This window comes from Paenibacillus sp. SN-8-1 (genome assembly GCF_050995535.1).
GTDB lineage: Bacteria > Bacillota > Bacilli > Paenibacillales > Paenibacillaceae > Fontibacillus.
In genome coordinates this window covers 2,695,457-2,707,531 of sequence record NZ_CP194782.1, presented here as the reverse complement: position 1 = coordinate 2,707,531, position 12,075 = coordinate 2,695,457, and the positions used below count along the sequence as shown (strand labels likewise).

Annotated in this window: 8 protein-coding genes; 5 read left to right on the top strand and 3 right to left on the bottom strand. The window is 47.1% G+C overall.

The window, feature by feature from the left end; translation table 11 throughout:
- Positions 1-263 precede the first annotated feature (263 nt).
- On the bottom strand, positions 264-3,122 hold the full coding sequence (locus ACRRNK_RS12880; RefSeq protein WP_433943146.1) for an Ig-like domain-containing protein: 2,859 nt from the start codon (positions 3,120-3,122) through the stop codon (positions 264-266).
- A gap of 196 nt (positions 3,123-3,318) precedes the next feature.
- Positions 3,319-5,088 (bottom strand): Ig-like domain-containing protein, encoded by a 1,770-nt coding sequence (locus ACRRNK_RS12875; RefSeq protein ID WP_433943145.1) that lies wholly within the window; start codon positions 5,086-5,088, stop codon positions 3,319-3,321.
- Between the two features lie 368 nt (positions 5,089-5,456).
- On the opposite strand from ACRRNK_RS12875, the gene ACRRNK_RS12870 reads away from it, so the two are divergent.
- The 5 genes from ACRRNK_RS12870 to ACRRNK_RS12850 all read left to right on the top strand — a co-directional run bounded on the left by ACRRNK_RS12870 (position 5,457) and on the right by ACRRNK_RS12850 (position 10,611).
- Positions 5,457-6,341, top strand: coding sequence for an NAD-dependent epimerase/dehydratase family protein (locus ACRRNK_RS12870; protein ID WP_433943144.1), 885 nt, complete (start codon positions 5,457-5,459; stop codon positions 6,339-6,341).
- Between the two features lie 26 nt (positions 6,342-6,367).
- The gene (locus ACRRNK_RS12865) at positions 6,368-7,117 is read left to right on the top strand and encodes an SDR family NAD(P)-dependent oxidoreductase (protein ID WP_433943143.1); all 750 of its coding nucleotides are present in this window, start codon (positions 6,368-6,370) and stop codon (positions 7,115-7,117) included.
- Positions 7,118-7,221: 104 nt separating this feature from the next.
- A complete protein-coding gene (locus ACRRNK_RS12860; protein WP_433943142.1) occupies positions 7,222-8,151 on the top strand; it encodes a Gfo/Idh/MocA family protein in 930 nt (309 codons plus the stop codon).
- A 290-nt stretch (positions 8,152-8,441) separates the two neighbouring features.
- A complete protein-coding gene (locus tag ACRRNK_RS12855; RefSeq protein WP_433943141.1) occupies positions 8,442-9,911 on the top strand; it encodes an MDR family MFS transporter in 1,470 nt (489 codons plus the stop codon).
- 88 nt (positions 9,912-9,999) lie between these two features.
- Positions 10,000-10,611, top strand: coding sequence for a TetR/AcrR family transcriptional regulator (locus tag ACRRNK_RS12850; RefSeq protein WP_433943140.1), 612 nt, complete (start codon positions 10,000-10,002; stop codon positions 10,609-10,611).
- Between the two features lie 70 nt (positions 10,612-10,681).
- Here the strand turns inward: ACRRNK_RS12850 and ACRRNK_RS12845 are convergent, their stop codons facing one another.
- A complete protein-coding gene (locus tag ACRRNK_RS12845) occupies positions 10,682-11,911 on the bottom strand; it encodes a multidrug effflux MFS transporter (RefSeq protein WP_433943139.1) in 1,230 nt (409 codons plus the stop codon).
- Between the last annotated feature and the right edge of the window lie 164 nt (positions 11,912-12,075).

Below are 12,075 nucleotides of genomic sequence, written 5' to 3'. Positions count from 1 at the left end.
ACGTATGACAAGAAGCCCTGTTCCTAATTGGACAGGGCTTTTCATTTTACGTCTTTTTTAGCTATATAAGTTGAACTTAAGAATTACCCATGGGCAAGAGTGTGAAATGATTCTGGAGAAGCGAAGCGTTCGCCTTTGTGACTGGATTTCCACCTTGTATATAATTAATTAAGAAATCTGGGAACAACAGCGATCGGAAGAACATTTCACACGGCCGCCTCATGTGTAAATCAATAGTTCACCTGATATAGGTGGTTTCTTCATTATCTCGGAACAGAAGCACGAACCACCTGTACCGTTGCCCGATAAGTCTGACCCTGATATTCAGCAGTAATAGCTGTAATTCCAGCCTGCAAGCCATTGATATTGCCATCTGAGTCATAATCAACGACCTTTGGATTTTCACTTTTGAATATGCATTGCTTTGTAACGTTGTGGACTATGCCGTCTTTATCTTTAAAAAAGGCAGCAGTATCGAGTGAAGTTCCCGCCGTTAATGAGTATTCATCCGAGTCCAGATAGAAAGTGCCCTCCACTGGTGGATGGTTCTGTCCAGCCAGCTTGGTCAGCTGCAACATGTACTTATCGTTCACCGCGATCGTTCCCATTAGTACATATCCGCCATCCGATGAAGCAACGCCACGGCCTAAACCGTACAAATTCGGCTCAGGAAGCAAGGTGTTGTTCACGATCTCCCCATTCTTATCAATCTGTAACACTTCGAACTGGGTCTCGTAATTAGGGTAGGTTCCCTTTCGGGCATTCCCGATCAGGGCATATCCTTGCCCGGTTCTATTGACTGTAGTGAAGAAGTCCCGATCAGAGGTTGGATCGTAGCTCTTATCCCAGATTACGTTACCTGCAGCGTCAATTTTGGTCAGGTAGTTAACATCAACGCCGGCCTGTGTTGCGGTGCTGGCGATTACATATCCTCCATCATCGGAAGAAGTGATTGAATATGCACTGCGACCGGATTTAGGATGGACTAGTTTCTTGGTCCATTCTTCCTCGCCATCGGCGTTTAGTTTGGTAACGATAGCGCCGTCATCATCTGTGCTGCCGATTATCGTATCAAGGGTACCGACTGCGATGGAGCCGCCATCCGGCGCAGCGATGATATCATTGTAGTGTTGATTACTGCCAAATCGGTACCATTTGAACCACTTTTGCTGTCCATGGGCATCCATTTTAAGCACATAGGCAGAATCTTCACCGGAAGCGGATAAGGTATAACCAGTAACAACAAAACCGCCATCTTCGGTCTCGGCCACAGAATCCCCGTTCACATTAGCGCCGATGTCAAATTCTTGATCCCATTCTACGATACCCTGGGCAGTGAGTTTTGTTAGGAAAATGGCATTATGAGGCCTTCCGTCCTGACTGCTGAACGAGCCGCTGACAATGAATCCGCCGTCTCTGGTCTGAACAGCACTTTTAGCATAGGCGTATTCTCCATGATGAATCTTTTGCTGCCACTGTACGCCTCCTGAAGAGTTTAGCTTTATAACAAAGGCCGTTGTCTCTCCGTCACTAGAATTGCTAGAATCCCCCGTTACAATATAACCTCCATCCGAGGTAGAGGTGACGCTGCTTCCATTTGTGGACTGCTGATCCTTACCGAACTGATACGTCCACTCACCCGGGCCTTCGCTGCCTGGAACTTCGGTTACTTGTACGTTTAACTGTGCACGATGACCCTGGTAGACTGCATTAATTGTGGTGCTGCCTGGCTTGACTCCCGTAATTATTCCTTTCGCGTCTACTGTAGCTATACTCTCATTTTCTGATGTGAACGATACAGAGTCTGTTACTTTTGCTTCGGTACCATTTGAGTAATGCGCATTGACGTTAATAGCGGTATATTCACCGACAGCAATCTGTTTGCTTATATCCGTAAAAGAGATTTCCGTCACGGTTGGATCTACCGGCGAACGGTCTTGTCCAGCTAGCTTGGTGAGCTGCAAAAAGTACTTATTATTAACCTTGGCTAGTCCTGATACAACTAATCCACCATCTGGCGATATCGTCCCAGTAGTAAAAGCCTCATAATTCTTGCTGCTAAAAATAATGCGGTCCACGATCTCTCCATGAGCATCGACCTTTAATGCTTCATACTGTTTATTATGATCAGAATTGTCTCTTTTTAGATATTCACCCAGAAGAGCATAGCCTTGATCCGTTTGAACAACTTTTTTCAAAAGCTCCAGGTCGGGAGCGGCAGAATAACTATTTTCCCAGATCACTTTTCCATTTGTGTCTATCTTGGTTAGATAATTAATGCTGCTCCAGCTTCTGCTCGCAACCACATATCCTCCGTCCCCGGAGGGAATAACTGAAGAGGCATTGCGCCCTGAATTCGGTGTGATGAGCTGTCTGGTCCAGACTTTCTGCCCGTTCGCATTCAGCTTAGTCACGATACCGCCGAGTATGTCGTTGCTGTCAACTCGACGATCGATGGTACCCACAGCAATCGATCCTCCATCGGGGGTTGCAATGATATCATTGAAGTATTGATTCCTGCCTACCCGGTACTTGTCGTACCATACTTGTTGTCCCTGGGCATCTGTCTTAAGCACAAAGGCAGGGGCTTCGCCAGAACCGGAATAGGTAAAACCAGTGATGACGAAGCCGCCATCCTTAGTCTCAGCCACAGAATTTCCGTCTTCATGGACACCATGGTCAAATTCCTTCTGCCATTCCACCGTACCCTGAGCACTAAGTTTGGCCAGGAAGATTACATTATACGAACCGTTGTTGGCAGATCCGCTGACAATAAATTCCCCGTTCCGGGTCTGGATAGCCTTTAATGCTTCGGTATAGTTGGAGGATCCAATCTTAATTGTCTGTTCCCACTCCATTTTCCCGGAAGCATCCAGCTTCATGATATAGGCTCTGTTCTCGCTGCCCGCATCCTGTCTTCCAACTGTAATATAGCCCCCATCCGAGGTTGGGACAATGCTGCTGCCGTCTGTGAATAGCTGATCCTTGGCATATTGGTGGGACCACTCAATAACGGGCTGACTGGACCCTGATGCTGCATTGCTGTGACCAACAAGAATACCTGATGCGAGGGTGAGGCTTACAAGAGCATAGCTGGTTTTACGAATAATAGACTTGAACAAACTAAGACACTCCTCTCAAAAATTTTTTTCGTGTGCCGCTCTGGTATGTAAGTGCTAGTAAACTACTAAGAGGTAATCATGATGGTGTGGTGTCCCAATACGGTAAAAGTTAGGTAGAAGTTTGGCTAGGGGCAGTATGGGGAATTTCAAAATTTATCTTAAAATAAAGAGCCATCCCTAAGGATGGCTCTCCTGGTTATTTCGGCACATAGGCACGAACAACCTGAACCAAAGCTTTGTAGGTCTGACCGTTATATTCCGCTATTACATGCGTGATACCCGCATGCACTCCGATGATATTGCCGTCTTTGTCATATTCGGCTACCAGTGGGTTCTCGCTTTTAAAGACAGCCTGTCCAGTAACATTATGAATCTGTCCATCCTTGTCCTTAAAGATGGCTATGGTATCAAGAGAAGTTCCCGCGGATAAGGAATATTCGTCAGAATCCAGATAAAAGGATCCATCCGATGTTCCAGACGCTGAGACATTTACTTGAAGCTGTGCAACCAGTCCTTTGTAATCGGCAGAGATTGTGGTGCTGCCGGGCTGCTTCGCGGTGAGCAGACCTGAGCTGTCTACGGATACAATATTCTCATCGGCAGAGGTGTAGGAGACTGAATCAGATACCCCTGCTTTTGTGCCATCCGAATACAGAGCATTAAGTGCTACAGCCGTATTTTTGCCTACTTCAAGAGTCTTGGTTGTCTCCGAGAATTCGATGCCTGTGATCGTAGGCTCCGCTGGCGCGTTGCTTCCCGCAAGCTTAGTTAGCTGAAGATAATATTCTCCCCCTTGGTTGGCTTGGCCCGTAAGTACAAAGCCGCCGTCCTTAGAGATCGTACCTTTACCAATTCCATACAGGTTCGGTTCACCAAAGAGTACATTATCCAGCACGCCGCCATTTTTATCGACCTTTAATACTTCGAATTGCCTTTGTTCATCAGGGTATTGGCCTTTTTGATTCTCACCTAGCAGGGCGTATCCGTCTTGAGTACGAACGACCTGGGTGAAGAGCTCGCGGTCTGGAGTAGGGTTATAGGTCTTCTCCCAGATTACTGTGCCGTCTGCATCAACCTTGGTCAGGATGTTAATGTCATCCCGGGTTCTGCTTCCAATGATGTAACCTCCCTCATTAGTAGACGTAATGGAGAACGCCGAGCGTGAGGAGCCAGGTTGAACGAATTTCTTAGTCCATACTTCTTCACCATTTGCATTCAGCTTGGTGGCTACAGAGGCATCATTATCACCGGGACCGAAAAAGGTATTAATGGTTCCTACTGAAATCGTACCGCCGTCAGAGGTGGATATTAGGTCATTAAAGTACTGATTATCGTCGAAGCGGAACTTCTTGTGCCACAACTGATTCCCCTTGGCATCGGTCTTGAGTACATAAGCCGGTGCTTCTCCGGCTGAAGTTACGCTGTACCCGGTTACGACAAATCCGCCATCTTCACTCTGAGCAACGGACTCGCCATACTGATTGGTGTATCCATCCCCGTATTCTTTCTCCCATTCCACGCTGCCTTCAGCATTTAACTTAATTAAATAGACCACGTTGCGCGGCTTGCCATCATAATTCTTAGTTGCTCCGCTGACAATATAGCCGCCGTCATTAGTGGGGACTGCTTTGTAAGCATAGGAATACTCCGAGTCACCATGCTGAACCTTTCGCTCCCATTCTTTCTGACCGGAGGCGTTAACTTTGAGAATGTAGGCTTGTGTAATTCCATAGCTGGATGGATCTTTCCCTGTAAAATCTCCGGCCACGATGTAGCCTCCATCCGGGGTAGGCGTTACACCGCGCCCATTTGCGGACAGCTGCCCTTTACCATATTCCTGAGACCATTCTATAACAGGGGACTTATGAGTTTCCTGAGCGGCATAGCCATTGCTGGCAAAAACTCCTGAGACTACAGTAAGGCTAGTAATCAAATAAGCAGATTTGCGGACTATAGATTGGAACAAACTTCGACACTCCTCCCAAATATTTTGTACAATGGCTGTTATTGATAGTTGGAAGACTCCTGTTTCTCCATTATTATGGAAGTGTTTTCATTTGGGTATCCCACAATACTCATAAATTATGGAAGAAGGGAGACTCATATATTCAGTAGACTGGGACTTCCTTCCAGGTTATCAAATGGAAATAAGGTACTAAAGTATCAGTGAAGCAGTCTGAATTTTGAAAGCTCATGCCATCAGACTTGTTGTTTAGCGTCATTCAAATGTTTACAATTTAAGAGAATCCTTTACGTGCTTAAAAGTTGAGAGGTTTCTTTAATCGATATGATTTCGCCTACTAAGTGAATACACTTCAGAGGAGGATAAGAATCATGGGAAAAGTATTAATTTTCGGAGGAACTCGTTATTTTGGCAAAAAACTGGTTGAACTTCTTCTCAGAGAAGGTGAACATGATGTAACCTTGGCCACCAGAGGGAACACACCGGTTATTTTCAGCAGAAGGGTCAAGCATTTAACACTCGACAGAACGAGCAAGGCAGATCTTCTCAGAACAGTATCAATGGGAGATTGGGACGTCATATATGATAACATCTGCTATTCGCCGGATGACGCCAGCAGTGCGGTTGAAGTGTTCGATGGTCATGTTGGGCGTTATATATTGACTTCAACTTTGTCCGTCTATAATCCTATAGATCGGCTTCTGACTGAGAAAGATTTTGATCCGTATACATATTCAATTAAAAAAGGTTCGTCGGCTGTCTTCACATACCAAGAAGGTAAGCGTCAGGCAGAGGCCGTCTTATTCCAGAGAGCAAATTTCCCTGTAATCGCCATGCGGATTCCTATCGTGCTGGGGCCCGATGATTATACGAAGCGACTGCACTTTCATGTGAACCACGTAAAAGAGGGGCTGCCTATCGGAGTTCCAAATCCGGCTGCTAGACTCAGCTTTATTTCATCTGATGAGACAGCGAAATTCCTGGCATGGCTGAGCCAGGCTAAGATAGACGGGCCGGTTAACGCAGCATCCGCTGGAAGCCTGACCGTCCGTCAGATTCTAAGTATCATCCAGGAGATCACCGGACAGATTGCAGTTATACAGACAGATACTCAGCCTGAGCATAAATCCCCGTTTGGTGTGCCGGCAGACTGGGTTATGGATACAAGTAAAGCGGTTCAAGCGGGTTATTCATTTAATTCGTTGTCCGATTGGTTCCCTGAGCTTGTCAGAGATATTGCTAGTGGAAAGGCCTAGAGTTCAGTTGAACAGGAGGGGACGGCTTGTCTTATGACGAGAAGGTTGTAATTGTTACCGGTGCGGCGGATGGGATCGGGCGCGCTGTTGCGGAAGCTTACGCTGCTGAAGGGGCCTCAGTCGTTCTTGCGGACGTTCAGGAAGCCAAAGGAGCAGCCGCTGCGGCTGAAATTCGTCAAGAAGGAAGAAATGCCTTGTTCGTTTCATGTGATGTGAGGAAGGAAGAAGACATCATACATTTAATGCAGGAGGCTATAAGGGAGTATGGACGTATCGATATCCTGATTAATAATGCGGGTGTCTCCCGGTGGAAATCACCTTACGAGCTTAAGCTCGAGGAATGGGATGACGTCCTGAACACCAATGTTCGCAGCTGCTTTTTGGCCACACGTGAAGTTGCCCGGCATATGACGGATTTGGGGATACAAGGAGCTGTCGTCAACATCTCATCTACACGGGCTGCGATGTCAGAGCCGAATTCGGAAGCTTACGCGGCTTCCAAGGGGGCCATTATTTCACTAAGCCACGCGATGGCGATCTCACTTGGCAAGGACGGGATCCGAGTCAATAGTATTAGTCCGGGATGGATTGAGACAGGAGACTACGAGGCGCTTCGCCCAGAGGATCATCAGCAGCATCCGGCAGGAAGAGTAGGGAAGCCAGCCGATATAGCGAGAGCCTGCCTATATTTGACCCATCCGGACAATACATTTATCACAGGCGCCAATCTGGTCATTGACGGTGGAATGACACGCAAAATGATCTACGAAGAATAGAAGACCTCTCCTCTTATTTGTGAGAGAGGGTGGCTTCCTTTAATCTAAGTCTCTTGAACCTTATAATAAAGAGACTAAGCTGTTGATATTGGAGGAGCTAACCTATGAGAATTGGCGTTATTGGTCTGGGAAGTATTGCCCAGAAAGCTTATTTACCCGTGATTACCGCACGTGAGGATATTGAATTGATTTTTTGCACCCGCAACCAAGAGACATTGCAACAATTAAGCTCCAGGTACCGGATTCAGGAGCATGTTCGGACACTGGAGGAGCTAATTACCCTTGGTGTAGATGGGGCCTTCGTACATACCTCAACGGAATCACATCCCGCTGTTGTAGAGCAGCTTCTTCGGGCAGGGATTCATGTCTACGTGGATAAGCCTATTGCTTACACACTTGAAGAATCACGCCGGATCGTGGAATTATCTGAACAGGCCGGTCTTGTTCTGATGGTTGGCTTCAATCGGAGATTTGCCCCGATGTATGCTCAGCTTAAGGATGTAGAAGAACGGCGATTGGTAATACTGCAGAAAAATCGCTTGCACCACCCTGATATCGCCCGCCGGTTCGTGCTGGATGACTTCATCCATGTTGTAGATACGCTTCGCTTTCTGGCTCCAGGTGAGATTTCAGAGACTCGTATCTCGGCTCATATCGAAGAGGGTAAGCTGTATCATGTGATGCTGCAGCTTGAGGGTCAGGGATTCAGCTGTATAGGGATTATGAACCGGGATAACGGAAGTAATGAAGAGATACTGGAAGTCATGAGTCCCGGGAACAAGTGGCGGGTTAAGGATCTGAATTCCACCATTCATTATAAGAATGGAGAAGAAAAGCATTCTCATTTCAAGGATTGGGATCCGAATCTCTACCGAAGGGGCTTTGATCAGGTAATTGATGAATTCCTAACCGCAGTAAGAGAGCAGAGAAATCCATCGCCTTCAGCCAGGGATGCACTTATGACCCATGAGCTGTGCGAAGAACTGGTGAGGGAACTTGAAGCAAGAGGCGCTGCGATCTGGGGTCAAGAATAGCAATGTAAGGACAATCTAATAACTGTAAGATGCTTGGAAATTGATCTGCACATGAACCGTTCTCCTGCCATGGGGAACGGTTCATTTTCTCATATACAAGTCAACAAGGATGAAAATAAATATAATTATTGTTTACATTGACTCAGCGGACAATTGTCTGCTAATATACAACGTGCGGACAATTGTCCGCGATATCATATGTTCGTATGAAGGGAGAGCGGAGACTTTTTAATAGACAGACTATACTGTACAGTGCGGTTAGATAGAGATACATATAAGGAGGATTTTCAATGAATACAGCAAGTACAACGTCGGGGGCGGCTGCACCCATAGGTGAGATTAAGCGTCTCCCCATAGTTATCTCTCTCATGATCGGGGCATTTCTAGCCCTCCTTAATGAGACATTGCTTGGCGTGGCCCTAACGGATCTAATGCAGGATCTGAAGGTGTCATATTCAACGATTCAGTGGTTGACTACAGGCTATATGCTGTTAATCGGTATTCTGGTCCCGGTAACAGCTTTATTGATTCAATGGTTCACAACCAGGCAGATTTTTATCAGTGCGATGGTACTGTTCCTCGCCGGGACACTGATTGCCGGCTTGTCACCGAGCTTCGGGGTTTTGCTGGTCGCCCGTTTGGTGCAAGCTCTTGGAACAGGTCTGCTGCTGCCAGTCATGATGAATACGATCTTGACGATCTACCCGCCGGAGAAGCGCGGAGCAGCCATGGGTACAATCGGTCTGGTCATTATGTTCGCTCCTGCCATTGGTCCTACTCTTGCAGGATTGATTCTGGATTCCTTGAGCTGGCGCTGGCTGTTCTTCTCAGTTCTACCGCTTGCCTTGTTCTCGATAATTTTCGCATTCATTTATTTGCGGAACGTCTCTGAGGTTACACGTCCTAAGGTAGATATCCTATCCATTCTGCTCTCCACCGTAGGCTTTGGGGGGATCGTATACGGATTCAGCAGTGCTGGGGATCCACAGGTTGGCTGGTCCAGCTCGCTGGTCATTACATGTCTGGTTGTCGGCTTTATTGGCTTGCTGTTGTTCGTTCTTCGTCAAATTAAGCTTACTGAGCCTGTACTGGATATGCGGGCTTTCAAGTATCCGATGTTCACTTTGGCCGTCATTCTAATGGTTATTCTGATGATGACCTTATTCTCAACACTGACTCTGTTGCCAATGTTCATGATTACCGGACTGGCTCTGAAAGCTTTTACCGTTGGCCTCATCCTGCTCCCTGGTGGAGTTATTAATGGACTTATGTCACCAGTTACGGGGCGTTTGTTCGATAAATTCGGGCCAAGAGCCCTGGTGATTCCAGGAATTGTGATCATGACCCTCTCCCTGTGGATGTTCACGCGAGTAACGACCACATCGGAAGTGTTCATTATTATAATTCTTCACTCTGTCCTGATGATCGGGTTGTCCATGGTGATTATGCCTGCACAGACAACTGGACTTAATCAGCTGCCGCGTAATCTGTATCCTCATGGAACTGCCATTATGAATACGATTCAGCAGGTTGCTGGGGCAGTCGGTACTGCCTTGTTCATCAGCATCATGACCTCAGGGCAGACGCGTTATCTGAGCGGGCTTCAAGATCCAACCAATCCGAAGCACCTTCCGGAGGCCATGACCGCCGGTGTGCATAACGCTTTCTGGTTCGCTGCGATCTTGACGGTTGTCGCCCTGATTCTGGCTCTGTTCATGCGCCGCAGCGCCATTCCTCAAGAGCATGGAGCTAAGAGCTAATTCTAGTAGGTATTGATCCTTTAAGAGAGTAAGGGTTACAATGAGTTGATGTACGATCCATTACCTGCTTAGAAGGAGATCTTGGTCCATGACGCTTCATGAAGAGAGTAGAAGCCACCTTGAAATTAATGAATTAATATTGAAGAATGCCCGGTTGCTGATCGAGCAGAAAGGTGCCGACAAAGTCAGTATGCACCAGATTGCCAAAGCCGCAGGAATCGGGCAAGGAACCTTATATAGAAGATACACAAGCGTTGGAGACATTTGCTTGAATCTGATTGACGAGAAACTGACTGCCGCCATGAAGGATATTCGCAGTGGGATAAGTCAGGAGTCGCGATCGACTAGTGAGAAAATAGAAGATGTTGTGCATAAATGGGTGAACTTCGTTGAGGAAATGATGAACTGGATAGGCGCTTTGGAAGAGAACTGTAAAATGCAGAAGATGGGCTTCGAATTCTCCGAGTCGCATCCTCATGCATTTATCTATGGAATACTTAATGACCTGTTGAAGAAGGCGGCTGACAATAATGAGATCATGTCTTGCGACCCCTGCTTCAATATCAATGCGTTCTTGTTCTTGTTCAGGCCGGATTGCTACATTTATCTGCGGCGTAATAATAATTACAGTCCAGATGCAATAGCAGCACAAGCTTACGCGCTCTATTTCAAGCCACTATTTGCAGAATCTTCAATCTAGTCGCTTTCGTACAACAAGAAGAAGCGCCGGGAACCTTAGTTCCTGGCGCTTCTTCTTTACTCAAATTTAATTAGGCCCGGTTCCCTGCTCTGCGAACCAGTAAGTAATAGCTTCCGATTGCACAAACATTGGCAACCGTAATAACCACACCCATTGGGATAGCTGTATGGCTTCCGCCCATCCCAACCAGCGGTGCGCTTACCGCACCCAAGATGTAGGGCAGCAGTCCAAGAAGGGCAGAGGCGCTTCCTGCTGAATGGCCCTGTTCCTTCATGGCCAGCGGGAAGCTGCTTGTTCCTACTACGCCGACAGAAGCTACGACGAAGAAGAGCGGCAGCAGTACCATTACCAGCCGCGGAAAAAAAACGATGCTCAGCAGCAGAACAATCGCGCCTATTGCTGCCATGCACAGCCCGAAGACAAGCAGCGTCTCCTCGCGAACCCGGCCAGCCAAGCGTCCGGTGAGTTGGCTGGCTGCAATAATCCCGATCCCATTCAAAGCGAAGATTAGACTATAGATCTGAGGGGATACACCGAATATATCCTGAATGACAAAGGGAGACCCGGATATGTAGCCGAACATCGCAGCCGTTACGAGGCCACTAGCAAGGGTATAACCCATGAAGACACGGTCTGTCAGCAGCCTGCCGAAGGTGGAGAAGGTCTGACGAATACCTCCTGTAGCTCTTCTGTGCTTGGGGAGGGTCTCGGGAAGACTGAAGAAGACGGCTGCAAGCATAACTATTCCAATGAGGGCAAGAACAACAAATACACCACGCCACGGAAATATTCGCAGCAGCTGCCCACCGATTAGTGGAGCCAGAATCGGCGCAGCTCCGTTAATGAGCATTAATAATGAGAAGAACTTTGTCAGTTCTGTACCAGAATACAAGTCCCGGACAATGGCCCTGGAGAGAACAATCCCGGCTGCTCCGGATACACCCTGGATGAATCTTAGTGCGATTAAGACCCCAATGGAAGGGGAGAACACGCACAATAGTGAGGATACGGTATATACGGCAAGCGAAATTATCAGGGGAGAACGTCTTCCTTTTACATCGCTAAGGGGTCCTACAACAAGCTGTCCGAGAGCAAGACCAAGCAGAAATGCGGTTAAAGTCAGCTGGGTTAGGGAAGCAGTAGTATGAAGATCTACTGTTAGCGTTGGAAGCGAGGGCAGATACATATCGATGGACAAAGGTCCGAATGCTGATAATGAACCTAGTATAACCGCCGTCCATAACCGGCGGGATCGTGATAATTGCAGGGGCGGCTCAGTTCCTGATTCTAGTGTATTCATGATGGGCCATTTCTTCCTTTCTTGTCCGAGATGATACTGTAGCAGTTACAGTTTTTGACCAGCCCTGATTATTATACATTAGACGTAAAATGTAAAGGATAAATATAGTCTTAAGCTGGAATGAATGACTTCATATTTCATTAAAAATGTTCTAAATGGCAGAC

Excerpts from the sequence above, each read along its gene's own strand:
- ACRRNK_RS12870 (WP_433943144.1), top strand. The coding sequence starts at position 5,457 with ATGGGAAAAGTATTAATTTTCGGAGGAACTCGTTATTTTGGCAAAAAA.
- ACRRNK_RS12860 (WP_433943142.1), top strand. The coding sequence starts at position 7,222 with ATGAGAATTGGCGTTATTGGTCTGGGAAGTATTGCCCAGAAAGCTTAT.
- ACRRNK_RS12855 (WP_433943141.1), top strand. The coding sequence starts at position 8,442 with ATGAATACAGCAAGTACAACGTCGGGGGCGGCTGCACCCATAGGTGAG.
- ACRRNK_RS12850 (WP_433943140.1), top strand. The coding sequence starts at position 10,000 with ATGACGCTTCATGAAGAGAGTAGAAGCCACCTTGAAATTAATGAATTA.
- ACRRNK_RS12845 (WP_433943139.1), bottom strand. The coding sequence starts at position 11,911 with ATGAATACACTAGAATCAGGAACTGAGCCGCCCCTGCAATTATCACGA.